The sequence below is a fragment of the Anabaena sp. UHCC 0253 genome, assembly GCF_009712085.1.
Taxonomy (GTDB): domain Bacteria; phylum Cyanobacteriota; class Cyanobacteriia; order Cyanobacteriales; family Nostocaceae; genus Dolichospermum.
Genome location: NZ_VILD01000016.1, coordinates 27,974 through 48,389 on the forward strand (window position 1 = coordinate 27,974; position 20,416 = coordinate 48,389).

15 protein-coding genes are annotated in these 20,416 nt (G+C 34.8%); 12 read left to right on the top strand and 3 right to left on the bottom strand.

Going from position 1 to position 20,416, the window contains the following annotated elements:
• The 4 genes from FJR38_RS26420 to FJR38_RS26435 form a co-directional block, all read left to right on the top strand.
• Nucleotides 1-445: S9 family peptidase (locus tag FJR38_RS26420; RefSeq protein WP_168540512.1), on the top strand; the 445-nt coding region annotated here is incomplete at its 5' end.
• A 76-nt stretch (nt 446-521) separates the two neighbouring features.
• Nucleotides 522-1,925 (top strand): NB-ARC domain-containing protein, encoded by a 1,404-nt coding sequence (locus FJR38_RS26425; protein WP_168540514.1) that lies wholly within the window; start codon nt 522-524, stop codon nt 1,923-1,925.
• Between the two features lie 4 nt (nt 1,926-1,929).
• Nucleotides 1,930-3,702: a tetratricopeptide repeat protein gene (locus FJR38_RS26430; protein WP_168540516.1), complete on the top strand. Its 1,773-nt coding sequence runs from the start codon at nt 1,930-1,932 to the stop codon at nt 3,700-3,702.
• A gap of 97 nt (nt 3,703-3,799) precedes the next feature.
• Nucleotides 3,800-6,004, top strand: coding sequence for a tetratricopeptide repeat protein (locus FJR38_RS26435; protein WP_168540518.1), 2,205 nt, complete (start codon nt 3,800-3,802; stop codon nt 6,002-6,004).
• A 304-nt stretch (nt 6,005-6,308) separates the two neighbouring features.
• Here the strand turns inward: FJR38_RS26435 and FJR38_RS26440 are convergent, their stop codons facing one another.
• Nucleotides 6,309-7,535, bottom strand: coding sequence for an ISL3 family transposase (locus FJR38_RS26440; protein ID WP_168540520.1), 1,227 nt, complete (start codon nt 7,533-7,535; stop codon nt 6,309-6,311).
• Between the two features lie 277 nt (nt 7,536-7,812).
• On the opposite strand from FJR38_RS26440, the gene FJR38_RS26445 reads away from it, so the two are divergent.
• From FJR38_RS26445 to FJR38_RS26465, 5 genes are all read left to right on the top strand, one after another.
• Complete coding sequence (locus tag FJR38_RS26445) at nt 7,813-8,418, top strand: hypothetical protein (protein ID WP_168540522.1); 606 nt, start codon at nt 7,813-7,815, stop codon at nt 8,416-8,418.
• A gap of 295 nt (nt 8,419-8,713) precedes the next feature.
• Nucleotides 8,714-9,040: a hypothetical protein gene (locus FJR38_RS26450; protein WP_168540524.1), complete on the top strand. Its 327-nt coding sequence runs from the start codon at nt 8,714-8,716 to the stop codon at nt 9,038-9,040.
• A gap of 348 nt (nt 9,041-9,388) precedes the next feature.
• Nucleotides 9,389-12,262 carry a hypothetical protein gene (locus FJR38_RS26455; protein WP_168540526.1) on the top strand — a complete coding sequence of 958 codons (2,874 nt, stop codon included), beginning with the start codon at nt 9,389-9,391 and terminating at the stop codon, nt 12,260-12,262.
• Nucleotides 12,263-12,483: 221 nt separating this feature from the next.
• Entirely contained in the window at nt 12,484-13,242 is a 759-nt protein-coding gene (locus FJR38_RS26460; protein WP_168540528.1) for a hypothetical protein, read from the top strand.
• A 94-nt stretch (nt 13,243-13,336) separates the two neighbouring features.
• Nucleotides 13,337-14,320 (top strand): hypothetical protein, encoded by a 984-nt coding sequence (locus tag FJR38_RS26465; RefSeq protein WP_254449592.1) that lies wholly within the window; start codon nt 13,337-13,339, stop codon nt 14,318-14,320.
• 83 nt (nt 14,321-14,403) lie between these two features.
• Here the strand turns inward: FJR38_RS26465 and FJR38_RS26470 are convergent, their stop codons facing one another.
• Both FJR38_RS26470 and FJR38_RS26475 read right to left on the bottom strand, forming a co-directional pair.
• Nucleotides 14,404-15,318: a glycoside hydrolase family 25 protein gene (locus tag FJR38_RS26470; protein WP_168540530.1), complete on the bottom strand. Its 915-nt coding sequence runs from the start codon at nt 15,316-15,318 to the stop codon at nt 14,404-14,406.
• A gap of 33 nt (nt 15,319-15,351) precedes the next feature.
• A complete protein-coding gene (locus FJR38_RS26475; protein ID WP_168540532.1) occupies nt 15,352-16,260 on the bottom strand; it encodes a peptidoglycan-binding domain-containing protein in 909 nt (302 codons plus the stop codon).
• 364 nt (nt 16,261-16,624) lie between these two features.
• Between FJR38_RS26475 and FJR38_RS26480 the strand changes: the two genes are divergently transcribed.
• The 3 genes from FJR38_RS26480 (at nt 16,625) to FJR38_RS26490 (ending at nt 20,352) form a co-directional block, all read left to right on the top strand.
• The gene (locus FJR38_RS26480; RefSeq protein ID WP_371418303.1) at nt 16,625-17,041 is read left to right on the top strand and encodes a TrbI/VirB10 family protein; all 417 of its coding nucleotides are present in this window, start codon (nt 16,625-16,627) and stop codon (nt 17,039-17,041) included.
• Nucleotides 17,042-18,377: 1,336 nt separating this feature from the next.
• A complete protein-coding gene (locus FJR38_RS26485; RefSeq protein WP_254449593.1) occupies nt 18,378-19,052 on the top strand; it encodes a hypothetical protein in 675 nt (224 codons plus the stop codon).
• Nucleotides 19,053-19,065: 13 nt separating this feature from the next.
• A complete protein-coding gene (locus tag FJR38_RS26490; protein ID WP_168540534.1) occupies nt 19,066-20,352 on the top strand; it encodes a hypothetical protein in 1,287 nt (428 codons plus the stop codon).
• The last annotated feature ends 64 nt before the right edge of the window (nt 20,353-20,416 follow it).

Below are 20,416 nucleotides of genomic sequence, written 5' to 3' on the forward strand. Positions count from 1 at the left end.
GGTGATCACATCTCCTCATCATCCCTTTGTTTGTGCTTGTGGATCAGGTTTTATTAGTAATTGGGAAATTCAACAAACTCAAACAGAGGTTCGCTATTACGATCATCGCTTAGTGGGTGGTTATGTAAATCAGTTACCTGAACGGGTTAAGGAGCGATCGCCTATTTATCAATTTACTCCAGAACGAGTAAAGATTCCCGTTTTGCTCTTTCAAAGAGAACAGGATATGGACACTCCATTTGCCCAAACACAGGAGTTACAAAAGACTATTGAATCTCAAACCTGGCAACAGTCAATTACCTTAAAAATAATTTTGGGAGAAGGTAACGCATTTAGTAAAAATGCAAAACTACAATATTGGCGTGAGTCTGTTCAATTTTTTACTCGCTACTTGAAGCCTTGGAATTTTGTGGATAATCCCTCTGTTTCTCAGTCGCTTTATTGAATATGAATGTTTCCAGAGTTAAGCCTCTGTGTAAGTCTTATGTGTTTTATAATTAATCAGTTTAGGTGCAAACAAAATGGCAGTTAGTCTCAAACTATCAGAACCAGGACGTAAAAAGGTCGAGGAAAAACGGAAAAGGAACGGCTGGTCAGCTAATTCCTCAGCTTGGTGTGGTGACGCTTGCACCTCAGTAGCAACCTTAAAACGATTCCGAGAAGGAAAAGCCATTAACCAAGAGGTTTTCCAGAAACTCTGTGAAGCAGTTGGCGTAAATTGGGAAGATGTTGTAGAAACCGATGTGTCTGCATCCTCTCAACCTCAAATAACTCCAGCATTTTCTCAATTCGATGAGTCTTGGGTAGGTAGAGAAGAACTAATTCCTCAGTTAAAAGACAAATTAGAAGAGATTTGCAGAGTTCTAATCATCACAGGGATTACAGGAATTGGCAAAACTGCCCTAGCAGAGAAATTAGTCTTTGATTTACAGACAGACTGGTTAAAAGGGGACTGGACTAAATTTCACCAAGAAAATTTTGATAACCAAACCCAATCCTCTGATTTTGTCAGTGTAGCCGTGCGTTGGTTAGAAAAGTGGGGACAACTTGTTACACAGGAAGAACGCAAAAATCCAGAACAAATCCTCCATCGTTTAGTTAATTTCTTGGTTAATCATCGTTATCTTGTGGTTATGGATTCCCTAGAATTGATTATGAAAGGGAATGAAGATGAAGGCTGGAGTGATTTTGAAGATGAATGGTGGGTTAAATTCTTTCAAGCCTTATTAGCATCTCCCACTTGTCAAAGTCGTTTGATTCTCACTACTCAAGAATTACCCGGACAAATGCCTTCTCGCTATCAAAATTTCTGGCATCCTCAACGTTTAAGCGGACTTGAAACATCAGAACAACTAGCACTTTTTGAAAAGACAGGGTTAGATATAGAGTCTTCTTCTGGTCATAAACCCTATTTAGAACGTATTGGTACAGCCTACGAAGGTCATCCTTTAGCTTTACGAGTCATTTCGGGTGAAATTGGCGATCAACCGTTTTTTGGTAATGTAATTGCTTACTGGAACAAATATGGTAAAGAAATTGAAGAAGTAGAGAAAGCGATCGCAGAAGCTAAAGAACAGGGGATTATTCAAGGTGCTAATGACAATTGGATATTAGATCGATATAGCAGAGAACTAAGAAAGAGAGTGCGTTCTCGACTAGAAATCACCTTTAGTCGCTTAAAACAAGATGCTGTTAATGCTTATCTTTTAATCTGTTCAGCTTCCATCTATCGCTGTGCTGTACCCCCCGATTATTGGTTAAGTTTATTAGAAGATGACTGTGAAGAAGAAGAACAGGAAATTGCTTTAGAAACATTGCGCGATCGCTTTCTTTTTGAAGAAAGTGTAGAAAATCAGCAATATGTAATTAGACAGCATAATTTAATTCGTAGTGTTACCCTTGAACGTCTCAAAAAGATGGATTAAAAATATGAACAATTCCCTTGATTTCCAATCTAAATCAGATAAGGAGGTGCTATTCCCTTCGGGGAATATGATATTAGAGGAACTTGGTCTTGATTCAAGTTTAATCAAGACTATTAATCCTCGTTTTAAAAGAGTAAATTATAAAGCAGTTATAAAATGGTTAACTACTGATTATCAACCGAAACAGAAAGACGATTCTAATTTAGAAAAAGTACGTCCTTTGTTAGAATCATTTTTTCATCTGTGTGAAGTAGAAGACTGGGAAAAAGCTAGTAAGATTATTGCTACTCGTCTAAATTTACCAACTAATCATGAATTACATAATCAGCTAGGCATTTGGAGTAATTATCAAGAACAAATTAAAATATACAATCAAATTTTATACAAATTAAATGATCAATGGAATTTAATTTGTTTGAATGGACTAGGTATTGCTCATAGAGCTTTAGGAAACTATCATCAATCTCTCAAATATCATCACAAACATTTAAAAATTTCAGAAGATAATAATAATTTTCCATCTCAGTTAACAGCATTAGGAAACATTGCTAATAATTATCATCATTTATCTGATTATTCTCAAGTAATTGCTTATAATAAACAATGTTTAAAACTATCAAAAAATACATCTGATCTACTTTCAGAAGCAAAAACACTTGGTAATCTAGGTTTTACTTATCATTCTCAGGGAAATTATCAACAAGCCATAAAATATTTTGAACAAAGTTTAATTATTGCTAAAGCAATAGGTGATTACAGTGTTGAAGCAAATGCTCTTAGTGGCTTAGGAATTACTTATGGTTCTCTAGGCAATTATCAACAAGCTATTGAATATTTTGAAAAAGATTTAATGATTTGTTGTTTTATTAATGATCTAAATTGTAAAGCAACAACATTAGGTAATTTAGGAATTGCATACTATCATTTAGGGGATTATCAAAAAGCAATTGATTATTCTAAACAACAACTTACAATTGTCGAAGAAATAGAAGATATAAATGGCAAATCAAGAGTTTTTGGTTCTTTAGCATTAATCTATCAAGCATTAGGAAAGTATGAAGAAGCAATCGATTATTTTGAAAAACAAATATTTATAGCAAAGTCTATTAATTTTCTTTCTGGGGAAGGTAAAGGAGTTGGTAATTTAGGTCTTTGTTATCAATCATTAGGTAAATATGATGAAGCTATTAATTATTTTAAGCAGTCATTAAATATTGCAATATTAATTGGTAACAAACAAGGTGAATGTATTAGATTAAGTAATTTGGGAAATTGTGATTATGCTTTGGGAGAATATGAACAATCAATAATTTATCAAAAACAGAGTTTAACCTTAGCACAAAATATTGGAGATAAAAAAATAGAAAGTAGTATTTTTTGCAGTTTAGGAATTGTTTACGGTGAGTTAAATGAGTTTAATCAATCAATTGATTATTACCAAAAATCTTTAGCAATAGCACAAGAAATAGGAGATCAACAAGGAGAAGGATTAACTCTCAGTAATTTGGGAGAAATATTTATAAAAGTTACTCGTTATTCAGAAGCAGAAAAGTATTTACAAAAATCGCTTAAAATATCCCGAAAGATTAATGATATTGTAACAGAAGCTTATAGTTTACAAAATTTGGCAGAACTTTATGAGAAATTAGATAATTATAATGAAGCTATTGAATGTTGTAATAAAGCTTGGCAAATTGCTACTAACTTAGAAATACCTTTAGCTCAAGAATGTCAAGAATTACAAAAACAATTACTTAGTAAAACACAAAAACTCTAGTTAATCTTATCACCATGATAATACAGCACTTCCCGGATGTTATGAGGTACAAAAACCCCACCCCCAACCCCTCCCCGCAAGCGATGAGGGGGCTAAGATGTACCTCATAAGAGCGGTTTCCGCTGTAGATGGACATTTACTTCTAAATCAGCTTGAAATTAAGCCAGAGAATTTAAAATCTATTACACCTCGTTGGAAACGAATGTATTATAAAAGTGTAATAGACCTGCTAACAAAAGAATTTCAGCCCAACTCATCTAATTTAGGTACAGTCTTTCCTCTAATTCAGTCATTTTCGCATCTATGTGAGTTAGAAGAATGGGACAAAGCATGGACAATTTTAAATACATCTCTTAATAATAAATATCAACTTCATGTTCAACTTATTTATTGGGGTTATTATAATCAGCAAATTGAATTAGGATTAACCATTGTAGATAAATTATCATCAAATAATCAATGTATCTGTTTAAATGGTTTAGCTAGTTCCTATAGTCTCTTAGGAAATTATAATGAAACTCTAAAATGTTATCAGCGAAGTTTAAATATTGCTAACACTATCCAAAATGAAATCTTAATATTTTCTGCATTAAGTGGATTGGGAACTGTTTATTATAATTTATGTAAATATTCACAAGCACTAGACTATCAAAAACAATCTTTATCTTTTGTCCCTGTTGAAGATAATGAAGCCTTAGCAATCGCTTTATCAAGTATTGGTAATACCTATGATGCACTAGGAAACTATCAACAAGCAATTGAATATCATCAAAAAAGTTTAGGTCTAGCAACACAAATTGATGACCAGCATTTACAAGGTTCAATATTTGGCAACTTAGCTGCATCTTATCATTCTTTGGGAGAATACGAAACAGCTATTATTTACCATCAAAATCACTTGAAACTTACTCAAGAAAATATTTATAAGGAAGGGGAAGTGAATGCTCTTGGTGGTTTAGCAACAGCTTATCAAGCATTGGGAGACTATCAAAAATCAATTCAATATTATGAACAACAATTAAGAATTACTACAGAAATTGGCTATAAACAGGGAGAAGCAAATGGTTACAGTGGTATTGGGGCAGTTTATAATGCTTTAGGAGATTATCAACAAGCCATTTCATATTTTAAAAAGGGTTTAAGTATATATCAACAAATTAATTATCAATTAGGAGTAGCCAATGTTTTAGGTGATTTGGGAAGTGCTTACTTTTTTCTAGGTAATTATTCTGATGCTCTTTCATATTTTCAAAAACATTTAGCTATATCAATCGAAATTAATGATGAGCGAGGTATCAGTGTAGCACTGGGAAACTTAGGGATTATTTCATATACCACAAGTAATTATCAACAAGCTATTTTTTACTTTGAACAATCTTTAAACAAGGCTCGAAAAATTGGTTACAAACAAGGAGAAAGTTATGCTTTAGGTAATTTAGGTAATTCTTATTACTCGTTAGGAGATTATGAGCAGGCGATTAACTATCATCAACAACACTTAAAAATTGCCCAACAAATTAGAGATATATCAGGCGAAGGGAATGCTTTAGGTAATATTGCTTCTGTTTATCTATCATTAGGAAACTATCATAAAGCCATTGAACTATACCAACAAAATTTAATTATAGCTCAACAAATAAACAACAAACAAGCCCAAGGGATTGCCTTTGGCGGTTTAGGTATTGCTTATCAATCCTTAGAAAACTATTTCCAAGCTATTGATTACCATCAACAAAACTTAAACGTTGCTCAGGAGATTGGTGATTTAAAATCAGTTGGAGAAGCATTAGGTAACTTAGGTAATGTCTATTATAAACTAAAAGAGTATGATTTAGCTATTAAATACCATAAACAAGACCTAGAAATTGCTCAAACCTTAAATAATATTGAAGCACGAGGAGCAGCATTGGGAAATATTGGTAATATTTACCATCAACTGAAAAATTACTCTGAAGCTATTAATTATTATCAACAAACTTTAGATATCGCTCAGGAAATAGAGAATCAAAAAATGGAAGCAATAAGTCTATCTAATTTAGGAGAAAGTTTACTAAAAAACAAACAATATTCAGAGGCATTAAATTTTTTAAACAAAGCTTTAAAGATAGTTACTGAAATAGAAATTGTCTCAACGCAAGCTATCATTTACAATAATTTATCTCAACTTCATTACGAATTAAAAAATTATGCTCTTGCTAAAAAATATTGTGATCAGTCCTTAGTTATTGCTACAGAATTAGATATTCCCTTAATCAAAGAATGCCAGAAATTAAATGAAAGATTAAAATGCTATGATGAGTAAATATTCTGATTTAGAAAAAGTACGCCCACTTCTGGAATCATTTTATCATCTTTGTGAAGTAGAGGATTGACAAAGACCTAGTAAAATTCTTTTCTTTTCCGCTAATCCTCCAAATGAAGAAGACTTAGATGATCAATTACTTACTCTCTGCCCCTCTATATTTAGAGCGTGAGATAAAATCATCCATGATTCAGCAATCCTGAGAATTTATTATATCAATTGATAGATGTTGTCATAAATTTTATACCAATGTTTTAGAAATAAGGGTTGAAAAAAAGGGCTCTCCTAGACTGGTTATGGTAAATTAGTAACAGAAATACCAATTTAATAAGATTCTTCTTCTGAAATTATCAAAATTTGTTAAGCCATAAGCTCTTCTCTTAATAAGCTTAATTTTCTGATTAATTCCTTCTACAACTCCTTGAGTAGTTCGGTTATCAAAATAGGCAAGAATCTCATCTATCCATCTACTTATCGTTCGACAACTTTTTGGGAAATATTTATAAGCTATTTCTGTCCAGTCTAGAAATTTATCTAAGGCTTCATCACTGGTTATTTGACTATTAAATATATCTCGAATTTCTTCTTTGATACTATACATATTTCCTAAAAAAGGAGCGACTTTTTGTACTGATTCTATCTTAGCTTTTTCCTCGGTACTTAGACTCTCTTTTTTCTTTAATAAAGGGTATTTGCTATGAGTCAATCCCGCTAATTTATCTTCTCTTTCTTTTTTATTTTTTATCTTTTCTGCTGCTCTTTTTTCCTTCTTTCTTTGTTCATCTAGCTCTTTATTGATTTGTTTCATCACATGAAATCTATCTGCCACTACTTGGGCATTTGGCATCATTTCTTGAATGACACTTTTATAGGGTATCCATAAATCTATACTGACTTCTTCTATTTGGCTTAATATCTCTGAACCCAGACTGGATAAGTATTCTGCTATTACTTCCTTATTTCTTTTTTCTAACAATGCTATGGGTTTTCTTGTTTCTAAATCCACTAATACTGCTGCATAGTTTTTCCCTCCTTTTAATTGGGTTATTTCATCTATGCCTAACTTTTTTAACTGCTTGGGTTTTTCTTTGAGTAAATCAACTTCTTGTTCTTTTAATAATGTTTCTACCTCCGATGCTGTCATTCTATTTCTTCTAGCTGCACTCTCTACATTAGTTTCTAATACTTCCTTAATTACTTTCATCGCTAGTCTTTTTGTATAGGTTCTTTTGGTTTTTATAAAAGACAGTTCCTCACTGAAGACCTTCTGACATTTTGTACATCTTAATTGCCGACGATTTACTTTTAACAATACTTGATAATCACTCAGGGGTATATCTCTGACTGTATACCAATGATTTTGATGAATTTTATCGGTTGTATTTTCACAGTGAGGACATTTCCTCTGTTTTTCCTTATTTCCGATTTCTATAACTATTTCATCATCCGTGATAAAATGATAATTAACAACCTTGATATCTTCAATATTAATAACTTTCGTAATAAAGTGAAGCAAGGGATTAGATGGCATATTTATTAACTCACTGATTTTATTTTCAATCTTTTTATCTTTTGTACTTTTAATTAATCCTAAATTCCCCTTTGGGTAATTACTTCAAGCTGTTTACCACTATAAAGCTATTGGCAGCTATCTATTTTATTTATATTATTTTACCATAACTACTCTAGGAGAGCCAAAAAAAGTAGGCACAATCTTATATCTGCAATTACGAAATTTGATAGCTGACTCAGAGAAGCAGGATAGTAGAGAATGATGCTTATTCGTAAGTATTTATAAAGATTGAGACATGAGAATACAGAATAATCCTGATTGCAGTAATTACCAAATTCCCAAACAACAGGCAATTGAAGTTTATCCAAAAGTATCCCAACGTCGCCCAGTTGATAAAAAAAGTTCAACTTTCTTATTGGTAGCAGCAGCAACAGCATTAGTGCTGGCAAATACATCCATTAATCACCTGCTGATGTCCGTTTTAATCTTGCTGACTGCCATCATTACAGCATTTCCCAAATTAGCAAATAAATTGCTGACTAAATTTGAAAAATTGCAACGCCGTTGGGGAATCAACTTTTATGCCATTTTAGTTGGCATTATCTGTACAATTTTTACTTTTGATATTACCACCACATCAGCTAATGCCCAATTTTTTAATGGCGCACAAACATGGATGACAGGAGCTTTTGCAGGAATGCCTGCTGATGCTGTTGCACTATTTTTTAATGTCCTCAGAGCATTGTTTCTGCTGTATCTTGGTATTTCCTTGGTAAGAATTGTCAATGCTGCCAGAAACGATGAAGATTGGCAGAATTTAGCGAGAACTCCACTGATCATCAGCGTTACTATTGTAGTTGGCGATATTCTCACAGGTTTGATTACTGGTAATGCGCCTTAAATAGCTCAGAGAAAGAGGGGTTGAACTCTTTCTTAAAAAGTAGCTTTTAGAGATTTACAGCAGATTCCAGATAAGCGAGGTACAGAATCTAAGTTAAAAGCCAGACAATAAGACAGTTTTAATTTTGACTCCAGATCCTAGAATTTTTCTGCATAACGGGTACTCGTTTCTCAACAACTTCTATCACCCTTGGATGAATTCAGTATTTTTTGACAATACAGCGAACAAAATTTCAGCTTTTCTCTCAGTCTGATAATAGCAGTTTAGGTTAAATTTACACCTTCAAAAACCTCAGATGATGAAGCGCAAAGAATTTAGAACAGTCAATCGAATTTTGGGGGAACAGCCGAGAATCGGACCATTTCCAGCAGATCAAGTTTTTCCTTGGACAGCTATTGCACTGATTACATACTTAATCTGCAAACAAAGTCTTCAAGCTTCTTGGTTAGTGACTGGATTAGTTATCGCTTGGGGGTGGGGAACTTGGTGGACTCTTACCAGTAATAAAACCTGGTTATCAAAGTTTCTCACAGTCCCCAGAGTTACTAGAGGATACAAACGCTTTTACTCCCTGATTCAACGAAGAGGCAGGGGGAAGTGGGCAGGGGGCAGGGAGAAATGACCCCTTCCTCCTGCCGTGAAGCAGAGCGGAACTCATGTCTGAGTCTCCCACTTTGTAGAAGTGGTTCTCGTCCAGGTGGGGTGGTCACTGAGCTTTGCCGAAGTGTCGAATCCCCGTTGCGCCAGCTTCCCGCAGGGTACTGTCCCCCCTGCTCCCTTGCCTCTTTTTCAAACCTTATTTGAAGAATTTATTCAGTGCAGCCTCATAAATGGTATAACGCCAAGCTGCGCTAACAGCAACACCATTGAAAATTTACAATTCTCATATTCCCATAAATAATTTTCGAGACTTGCATCCTTTTTTTATCGGTCAAAATCAGAAAAATTACATTATTTGAGTAACGAAATTATGACAACGAATTCTTCAACTAAAGGGAAAATATCTAAAGATAAGGTAGGAAATAAAAATATCCCTACCCAAGAGATTTCTGTAGCCAAACGCCTCACTCCTTTTGAAGACTTAACCCATATTGCAGCGATCGCTAATATCTCCATAGCCGGCAGAAAAGATGTTGGTGCGATTATCCTCAAGCGTAAAGACGATATTCAAATTAAATTCTGCTTTGATTGCCAAGGTATCCATTCTTCACTCCCAGATAGTCAAATTTTACCAATTTTTGCAGGCATAGAAGCCGGACTTAAAGAAATACCCTATAGTGAATCTTTAACGTTTCATCTGGGTTCATTTACCGATGACCATAACCGTCAACAGGAACTAAAAGCGATAGAAGAAAATTGTCGCAGTAATGAACTGATGCTGTTAATTCGGTCAGAACGGTTACGAATTAGAGATTTAACAAATCAAGGCGATCGCAAAAACAAATTTTTGAGAATTTACTGTACCTATACTGTTGCTGAAAATAGTGAAACAGCGGACTTTGTAGAGAAATTCATTCTCCAAGCTAAAGAAAGTTGGCATAAATTTACTGGACAAATTCACGAAGTGCGACATCAACGTATTGAATCAATTCTCAAAAATAGCTTTACATCTGGCTTTCAGCTATGGGAACAAACCCTGAATAATAAAATGGGGTTGAATATGAAACCCTTGGGTTCTCAGGAACTGTGGGGAGTAATTTGGGGACAATTTAATACCAGCAAACCTCCAAATATTCCGCATTTACTAACCTTAAATGATGATGGATTGCGGGAAGAACAGAATAGCGATTTCCACATCCGTCATTTAATTTTAGAAAGAGAAGCATCAGTTCCCTTTTTGGATAGAGCTTGGGTAAATTTACAAAACCATTATATCGGGGCATTAACATTCACAGAAAAACCGATTGGCTGGGTGGATGAATATGCTCAATTGCGCTATTTGTGGGAACTAATTGCTAGAGATAAGGTTTCTGATACAGAAATCATTTGCCAACTGACGAGAGCTAACGAGGGGTTAGCTAAAACAGCACTGCAACGTCTGACTAAACAATCTATCGTTTCCTCTGCCATGTCTGCTGATAAAAATAGCGTGGATGTAAAAGCCAATTTGAACATGGAAGAAGCGATCGCTGCACAAGAAACCATTTATAAAGGTGCAGTGCCAATTAATACCGCAGTCGTCTTTTTGGTACACCGTCCTTCACGTCAAAAACTAGACGAAGCTTGTCGTTATGTTTCTAGCTGCTTTCTCCGTCCGGCTGTTGTGGTGCGAGAAATGGAATATGCCTGGAAAGTATGGTTACAATGTTTACCGATTGTTTGGCAAAACTTGCTGACTAAACCATTTAATCGCAGATTGCCTTATTTTAGCAGTGAAGTCCCTGGATTAATGCCAGTAATTAAAACTGCAACTGGAGATAAAACAGGGTTTGAATTAATTGCTGATGAAGGTGGTACTCCTATTCATTTAGATTTATACAACCACCACAAAAACTTAGCAGTATTTGGAACAACTCGTGCTGGTAAATCGGTATTGGTGGCTGGTTTACTTACCCCGGCTTTAGCTCAAGATATTCCCGTTGTTGCTCTTGATTATCCCAAGCCTGATGGTAGTAGCACTTTTACTGATTATACTAATTTTATGGGGGAAGATGGGGCATATTTTGATATTAGTCGTGAGACAAATAACCTGTTTGAATTACCAGATTTGAGGGGGTTAGAAGCAGAGTTAAGAAAAGAGCGATTAACAGATTTTAAGGATTTCCTTAAATCTACAATTATGACAATGGTGATAGGGACTAATTCTGTTGGTGTTGATGCCACGATGGTGAGTAATATTGAAAGTATCATCACCTTAGCAATTGAAACTTTCTTTGCTGATGATGACATCAAGTTACGTTATAAATTGGCATTAGAAAAAGGTTTGGGGACAGAAGAATGGAATGATACACCTACACTCAATGACTTCTATAACTATTGCTCTCCTGGCTATATTAAACTAGATTCAATTGCTAGTAATAGTGAGGAGCAATTAAAAGCACTAGACCAAATTAGGTTGCGATTAAAATTTTGGCTCAACAGTAGAGTTGGTCAATCTATTAGCAAACCCTCCAGTTTTCGTACTGATGCTAAAATGCTAGTATTTGCATTGCGTTCTCTTTCTTCTGAAGCAGATGCAGCTATTTTATCATTAAGTGCTTATGCTGCGGCTTTGCGTCGCGCTCTGAGTTCTAAGGCTTCAATTTTCTTTTTAGATGAAGCACCAATATTGTTTCAATTTGAAGCAATTGCCGAATTAATTGGTAGATTATGTGCTAATGGTGCGAAAGCTGGAATTCGTGTAATTTTATCAGCACAAGAACCAGATACTATCTATCAAAGTAAATCATCTGCCAAAATCTTTGCTAACCTGACAACTCGGCTGATTGGTCGGATTCAAAGTAGTGCGATAGAGTCATTTATCAAATATTTTCAATATCCAACAGAGATTATTTCTCGCAATAGTACCGAGTCATTCTTTCCCAAGAAGGAAGGTATTTATTCACAATGGCTATTAGATGATAATGGTAAATTTACATTCTGCCGTTATTATCCTGCTTATTGTCTTTTAGCTGCTGTTGCTAATAATCCCCAAGAACAGGAACTCAGAACATTATATCTTAGGAAATACCAAGATGATCCTATTACTGGAATAGTCAGATTTTCTGAAGTATACATCAAAATGATTAGAGGTGAAGAACTTACTAAGGAGGCTAATGAAATTTTAGAAGAGGTGAAACTGAAATCAAAACAAATTCATGTTTCCGAAACTAAGTCTGATAAACAATTGAAAATAGTAGCATAAAGGAAATCTATGCCTCATAAAGAAATGGTATTAGGACTTACGCACAAGTTAATTAGGAACGTTCGCAAAGCGTGTCGAAGACATACCACGGAGGCACAGAGGACACTGAGGAATTAGGGTTTAATACCAAATTAATACACAATTTCTTAATTATTAAAATACAAGGTCTAATATTCTGGGAATATCATTCATTTATTGAATTACTCAACAGGTGAAATATCATGAAAAGTAACAAGAAAAAGTTAATTTCAACTGCTATTGTATCAGGTTGCATATTAGCAGCAATAACTATACCAAGTAATGCCTTTGCCATTGACTTGGGAGGAGAACTTGACAACTTCTTCAATCAAACATTTGGATACATAAACGGCTATTTTAACGAAGTAGCGAATCAGTTAAAGGAAGAAGTAGATAAAAGTTGGGGAAATCTCCAAAAAGATGCTCAAGCAGCAATTGAAGAATCTAAGGGAAATATGGGGATACCAGACCCTACAGCAGCTAGTCAAAAATTAGCTGATAAGTTGCAAGAAAAAGGAGGAATAGCAGCAGAAAGTAGCACCATTATTGGTGCGGTGGAAGCTGGGAAACAACTAGAAAGAGATAGTACCCGCGCTACGGTAGCTAGTGTTTTAGGGAAAGAAGGACAGCAGCGGACTCAATCGGAAATTGATGCTACCAACAAAACTGTTGGAGAAGCACAGCAGTTAGCTGAAGATGCTCAAAATATGGATGCTTCACAAGATGTCCTCAAAGCGATCGCTGCTCAAAATGCTCAAATTGTCTCCATGTTAGGACAGGTACGTACTGATGGTTTACAAGCAAGACATGATGCCCAACAAACTAACCTCATGCTCAATCAAATTGCTGAAAGTCAATCAGAACAAAATCGAGCTAGAAGAGTTTTATCTACTGGTATGACTAGTCAATATTTAGAATTAACTGGTTGGAGTAGATTAGACCCTGCTTATGTCAAGAAATAAGATATATTGCCCCTAAAAATTTTAATACTAATCACATTCTTCAACAGGAAGTTAATTAACTCTTTTTCCCTTCTATTCTACCAGGAATAACATTATGCTTGGTCAAACAATACTAGCAGCAAATAACTTCGGTGCAGGAGATTTAATCGAAAATGCGTCTGCTGGTGCCAGCTTGGTAGCAGAAGGTTTTAATGAATTATGGCAACAAACTCTTACAGGTGGATTATATGCTTCGCTCTGTAAAGTTGGAGTATTATTTGCAGTTGCTACCCTCGCATTATTCATGGTGCAATGGGGTAAGCAAATGATTAATGACGAAGAACAAAGAGCATTTAGTGAATTAATCTGGCCTTTAATTGTCACTGTTCTTCTTGCTAATAATGGTTCTCTACTAGCGAATAGCACTTTGGCATTGAGGGAATATATTAACAGCGTCAATAACTATATATTAGAGTACACCGCAGCCGATGCTGATTTGAGAGCTGCTTACCAACAAGCACTAGGACAAGCAGCATTAGAAACAGCCGTAGGTAATGCTATTCAAGAATGTCGTTCTTCTCAATTATCAAATGAAGAAGGAATACAATGTCTCAAACAAGCAAGAGCCGATTTAGAAGCTAAATTTCCTGACATTTTTAAAGATGCAGAAGGTGGCAGTTATTTAGGAGCAGCAGGTAGTTGGGTAACTCAGGGTTTGGACAAAATCAACCAAGCAGTTTCTGAAGCAGAAGGTGATGGATTTTTGGGAGATATTGGTAGCAAATTTTTTGCGGCTTCTAGTGCGGCAATTGGTGCAGTTGTTACCACTTTTATTACCAGTTTATTATTAGCACTAAATAATGCTTACCAATGGGGGTTGGAACTAGCATTACTTCTAACTGCCTTGATAGCTCCTTTAGCAGTTGGAGGTTCTTTAATGCCAATTGGTAATAAGGCAATTTTTGCTTGGTTAACAGGGTTTTTTACTGTTGGTCTTGCTAAACTTTCTTTCAATATAATTTTAGGTTTAGCTGGACAGTTAATTGCTACGTCCAAAGCTAGTCAGCCGATGATTTTTCTGGCATTTTGTTTGGCATAACTTGCTTTTCAGATATAACCCGACTTAAGTTCAGAAGGGCAGTTCTTAAGACGGGTTTATATTTTTAAGCTATTCGGGAAAAATTAACTAACTAAAGCTATTAAATTTTCTAACGAGCCTTTAAATCGGTTTCTATCCACCTTACCGCTAACTCCATTAACTGTTCCACTTTCTGTATGTTGCCAAAAGGTATAACCTTTTCCTCCCCAATTATTAGCAGGTACATTAGGTTGAGCTTTTGACGTATAATGTGCAATCCATAAAGGATGGTCAGTAAAATCTTGAGTATTATCCATATACTCTTCCCAAAAAGAAGGACTAGTATAAATAACTGGTTTTTTTCCAGTTTCTTCTTCTACCTTATCTAACCATGCTTTTACAGATGCAATTCTTTGAGAAATTGTAATACTCTTCCATTGTTCTCCTACTTTTTCTGGCCAAGCTTCTACATCTAATACTGGTGGTAAATCACCAGGTTTAAATTTAACAAGACTAATAAAGTTATCTACCTGTTCTTGGGGATTTTTCAAGGGACGAAAGAAGTGATAAGCTCCACGAATAATACCTACTTCCTTCATTCCTAACCAATTTCTCATAAAGGTTGGATCTTGATAGGTTGCACCTTCTGTTGCTTTAGCAATGGCAAATAAAATTTTAGAGTTTTTTACAGTTTGCCAATTAATAGGAGGATTATGATTAGAAACATCAATACCAAGAACAGGCATATTTGATTCAATCACCAGAATGTCAATTTCATGAGTATCTACTTGATTGTTAGCAGCATCAAATCCTTGAGCAATAATTCGACGCTTTCCGGCTCTATTAAAAGAATAGGAAATAGACCAACTCCCATCAATTACATCAAATTCACTAAGTTTATATTGTTCAGCAAATAGTTTAACTTTAACAACATTGCCCTCAGCGGTTCCATTAAAATTCACTGGTTTATTTAGCTGGAATTGAGTCAAATTATTTGGCTGATTAATTTTTACAGTCATGATTAACCTCTTTAAAATGTCTAGAAATATGATTTAGATGATGGGAAATTGCTTTAACAAATCATCTCCGGGAATAATAGTTGTCTCGAAAATGTAATTATTGTTCAACTTGTAGCGACGATCTTGCATAATTATTTCCATAAATTTATTATGTTCTGCTTTAGATCGTCCAACCAAGCAACCAGCACTCCAACGACCAATATCATGTCGAGGGGCATCATTAGCATGATGTTGATTAATACCAAAATTACTGCCTTTATCTAGTTTGTCATTTGTACGAATGCCATTACGATCAAAGTCTCGATGAACAGTAAGATCAGCTACCTGAACTAAAGCAGGAAATTGGTCCTTATGCTTGCCAACTCTCCAAGATTTAAATTGATCAAATTTAATTCTTGCTGCTCCAATATTAGGATTCATGGGATTGTTAGTCCAAAAAGTTCCAGGTTCAGTTGTAGCTTCCCAATTACCAATAATTTTTGGAATGCTATTAACAATTTCAATTACAATTCGCCGATCATTGAATTTATTAGGTGCATCGTTATTTTCAGTACCATCAGCATCCATACCTTCTACATAGACAATATTATATTCACTAGGTTTGCTAGAAATATGATAGTTTTTCACCAGCATATACTTAATAATTCGACCAGCAAGATCATCACCAGGTTTAGGTTGTGGCTGTGGTAATTCACTGGGGTCGGTTTCAATTAATTTTTTAGCTGTTTCGGTATCTAATACTCCAATTTCAGGACAATTCATTCTCGTCTGAAACTCTTTAAAAGCTTCAGTAGTAATTGGTCCAAACTTTTTGTCAACAGGTGAATCGAGCAGTTGTAGCCAAATTAAAACTTTCTGGATGTCTGTAGTCAATTCTTCATCCGCAGCAATTTGAGCAATACTGTACTTCTCACCAGATTGATAAAATTCATAAATGTCCATTTGGTTCTCCACGTAAAAATAAATTAAACTTGGTTCAATTTTTTATCAAGGTAAATTTTACAAAAAGTAGGTGCTATTTACTTCTAAATTTATACAAATTGAAACATTTCTTAAATAAAAATTGTATATTTACAGTGAAAACTGTCCCTTAACCTTAAAAATCAGTAGAAACCTTAATTTTTCACTTAGGGTAGGGGAGTTTAATATTTATGTTTTAGGTGCTTTTGGTTAGCCCTGATTTAAAGTATTGAATAATACAAATACAGGCAAACACACTACAATAAATCATCAAAAAAAGCCAGTGTCATCTATCTAAGGATAGAGAGTTGATTCATCTGGGAGAGTTACTGCTGTAGTTACTGCCATTCTTAAAGATGGAACTGAATATACATTACGACCAGGAACAATTGTCATACAAGGTCAAGGGGGAGAACCGTTAATTGCTAATCAATATCGAGACAAAGGTAAAGAGATTTTAAGCTTGGATGCGGGACTAGGTTTAATGTCAGGACTGGCCAAGGTGGGGGAGGTGGTTAATCAACCTGATATTCAAAGTAGCATTTCTCAATCTAATGGTGGGTTTAGCAGTATCCAAACCAGTCGCAATGGAAATCGCTCATTACTGGGTGCTTTTGCTCAAGGAGCGTTTGGTACAGTTTCCAAGCAGGTAGAGGAACGCAATCAAAAAGCGATCGCAGAAATTATGAAGCGACCTAATATTTGGTTTATCCGGCAAAATACCCAAATTACTGTTCAAGTAAATCGTTCTTTGCGACTTTAAACTACTGAGTACACATTGATGAAAGTCTCTTGGAGGGTAAAAATGAACAAGTTTTTCTGGTTATCTCTAGCTGTTACAACTTCTTGCTTAGTCAATATTCCATGTCAGGCATTACAAGGATTAGCCTTATACTCGACCATTGCATCTTCTATTACCAAGTAGTATTCATCGAGAGGATCAGCTTTATACTTGTCAAGATTGAGCTTTATTACGCTACTGTAGTCCATATAGGCATTTCTATTGAATTTTGTTAAATTTGAGAAATATTATAAACCCTGTAGTCGGTTAAATTTTATTTAATTTAAGATTGTATTTCATTATTTATCCTCGCACTTCACATACCTACCAGAACCTTTTCCAATTGACGGCTCCCATCTAGTACATTCTGGTTGTTGTAGACCTACTGGATACGACATAAAAAAATTTATAGTCAAAAAAATAGAAAATAATATACACAACGTAAATAGTGAAAGGACAAAATAATCGTATGATGGACTTTTTATTTTTAATAAACTATAAAAAATATAAGATAGAACATAGATAAAAACAGAAGATAATGAAATTACAAAAAACCATATAGAAAAAAAACTTATTAAATTGTTTATATTATCCCAACGACGAGTTTGCTCCTCAAATAAAGGATATAAACCATTATTAGCACTAAAATATATCAAAACCATTGGTGGAACAACAATGAAAGATACGACGACAATTGTAATAATATTAGAAACATCTTCATTGATAGAAATAAATGAGATTAGAAAACCACTCACACTAAGTGCTAAAAACAAAAGAACACAAAAAATAATTAATGAAGTTAAAAATATAAACATAAACAGATTAAATACGTTTTTTATGATTTTCTAAACACTATACATTATACACACCTTATTCAAAATCCCAATCCCCAAAATTCCCAATCATTCGTCACCATTAAAAAAAACCACCAACAATTGTCATAGTATATACCTGTTAATTGTGTAACCCTCCCGAAATTGAGAGGGCTTATTCGGGGTAAAGACAAGATACGCGCAAAATTTATCACAATGTAAATTTTTTGTAACAAATTGAAGGCGATCGCCTTTGTCTATATAAGAAAAAAGTATACTGCGTAAGGCTTTTAGTCTGGTGAAAGATTCACACTTATTTATCCCATCTTGCTAAACATTGCCGAAAACAGAAGTTGAAGACTCTTATCAAGAAAGGCTAAAACCATTATTATTCCGCTGAATTGCGTTCATAACATTGCCTAATATGAGCCAAACTAGGCAATGTTTGAATGTTTGGAAGACATAAATACATGACTACGTTACAAAACTTTACAGCGTGATAAATTTTGCACGTATCTTGTCTTTACCCCGGACATGGTGTATCTATCTCTTTTTACGAAACTGGTGAGGTGATTCAACGAGTGTGGTTAGATGATCCTTCCCGCATCCTCATGGATGTAGATGGTTGCTTGCAAGGCTTGTCCGACAGGTCGAACTGTAAAGACTCAGGAGCCGGTTTAATTCACCTTAGACAAATTAACTCGGTTAGTATTCCTGGAATGCCTACAGCTAAAAACGGCGCACACTTGACGGTAATTACGCAATCTCCAGCAGGAACGCGCCAAGTTTACAACTTTCGGGTGCTAACAAGCAAAGGCAGTCCACGTTACAGTACCATCTCTATCACCCCTGATGTCACTCGCAAAGAAGCACCACCCGCAGATTCTATTATTGTCGCCACTATTAGTAAGGGATTACAGGTAGCAGCAGAAAAACGGTGGATAACTCCCAGTAATCCTTTATGGCAGAAACTACAACAACTAATTCAAGAGTTACAGTCAGGTAAAAATCTAACCACTGCTGCTGAAAGTGTCAAAGTTTCTCCTCAGCTAATTGAGCGTTTATTGCAATTAGGATCTGAATCAACTGCTCCTAATCTTCCTAATCAAATTCCCAATCAAAAAGTTAAACCTACAATTCAGAGAAATCAAGATTTTCCAGACGATTCTTCTAGTAATTAATTAGGATGTAAATATGCTGCTAAATCGTCATCATCAAAATAATCAACAACCTATTGAAAGTACAAAAACTAATCAATTAAATTTCAATTACCATATCAAATATTGGATGTTTTTGGGTCTATGTACAAGTTTATTATTACATGGCTTAATATCCTTTCGCCATCATAATTTACTTGGTTATATTTTGGGAATTCAGACAGTAACGGCATCTCCTACACCAACAGTGAACACTATCCCTAGCAAATACATCAACAATGCACCAGTTCCTGATTGGGAGAGTATTACATTTAAATCTTTTGTTTTCTCTAGTCCTGGTAGTGTTGAACTTCCCAATGTTGAATTTCCTGGATATAAATCAATCAGAAATTGGCAAGCGGGACAAAGTTTAGATGAAGTGATGGAATTGGGAGATTTTGAAAATGTATTTAATTTAGAAAATTTCAGTTTACAAACAATTGGTCAACTGAGTGGTATTTCTCTGGTAAATACTAAGTTATCAGATTTTCAAACGATTAAATGGCAAACTGTCCCTGAATTAACTAAAGCTATTCCTAGTTTAGCTAATGAATATGTAGAAAATGTTCCAGCCATTAAAGATTTAATCAAAAAGATATTGGGTGTTACGAATATTAATGGACAAACAATAGGAGGAATTATCAATGATTTACCACAGATAAAAGATATAGAGTTAGGAGAAATTGATTTATCAGATTATAATCTGACTTCCATTCCTGGAATAGAAAAAACTGCTCTTAAACAATTTAGTAATTGGCAGAATACTAGCATATCAAAAATCCCTGGACTAAATCAGGTAACATTCACTAATTTTCCCAATGCACCTGTACCCCAAGGAAGTATTGTTGGTAAATTAGATTTGCCATTAAAGGAAGTAGAATCAAACCGACAACGTTCGATTAGTGGTAGTGACCAAGTTGGATTTAATGTTCCATGTACTAACAACTGCGCTCACATAGAATTATCAGGTGCAGGTGGAATCACAGGTAGTCAATGGATGAGTGGTAAGTTTCAACAAGTAAAGGGTGGTTTTGGGATATTAGGCAATCTTAATGGTGGAAAAGAACCAACCGGAAGGCATCCTTTTGGTAAGGGTTTTAAACAAGCTGTGTGGGATATTAATGAAAGTGATGGAACTGCATCAACAGCTATTTTCTTCCGCATTTGTCGGAGAGGAGGTTGGTTTGATTTAGGCTGTTCACCTTATTTTATTGGACCGTTTCCTTTTTTCATATATCAAGAAAAATCACCTATATTTCTTGGTACTCCTTTAACAATTCCCTAGACAATTTAATGTTTTTTGAAGTTGCGTTTTAGCGGAAATAAGATGTTATGTGTGATGAGAGTTT

Bases quoted from the DNA above. Each gene is read 5' to 3' on its own strand.
- FJR38_RS26425 (WP_168540514.1), top strand. From the start codon at position 522: ATGGCAGTTAGTCTCAAACTATCAGAACCAGGACGTAAAAAGGTCGAG.
- FJR38_RS26430 (WP_168540516.1), top strand. From the start codon at position 1,930: ATGAACAATTCCCTTGATTTCCAATCTAAATCAGATAAGGAGGTGCTA.
- FJR38_RS26435 (WP_168540518.1), top strand. From the start codon at position 3,800: ATGTACCTCATAAGAGCGGTTTCCGCTGTAGATGGACATTTACTTCTA.
- FJR38_RS26440 (WP_168540520.1), bottom strand. From the start codon at position 7,535: ATGCCATCTAATCCCTTGCTTCACTTTATTACGAAAGTTATTAATATT.
- FJR38_RS26445 (WP_168540522.1), top strand. From the start codon at position 7,813: ATGAGAATACAGAATAATCCTGATTGCAGTAATTACCAAATTCCCAAA.
- FJR38_RS26450 (WP_168540524.1), top strand. From the start codon at position 8,714: ATGATGAAGCGCAAAGAATTTAGAACAGTCAATCGAATTTTGGGGGAA.
- FJR38_RS26455 (WP_168540526.1), top strand. From the start codon at position 9,389: ATGACAACGAATTCTTCAACTAAAGGGAAAATATCTAAAGATAAGGTA.
- FJR38_RS26460 (WP_168540528.1), top strand. From the start codon at position 12,484: ATGAAAAGTAACAAGAAAAAGTTAATTTCAACTGCTATTGTATCAGGT.
- FJR38_RS26465 (WP_254449592.1), top strand. From the start codon at position 13,337: ATGCTTGGTCAAACAATACTAGCAGCAAATAACTTCGGTGCAGGAGAT.
- FJR38_RS26470 (WP_168540530.1), bottom strand. From the start codon at position 15,318: ATGACTGTAAAAATTAATCAGCCAAATAATTTGACTCAATTCCAGCTA.
- FJR38_RS26475 (WP_168540532.1), bottom strand. From the start codon at position 16,260: ATGGACATTTATGAATTTTATCAATCTGGTGAGAAGTACAGTATTGCT.
- FJR38_RS26490 (WP_168540534.1), top strand. From the start codon at position 19,066: ATGCTGCTAAATCGTCATCATCAAAATAATCAACAACCTATTGAAAGT.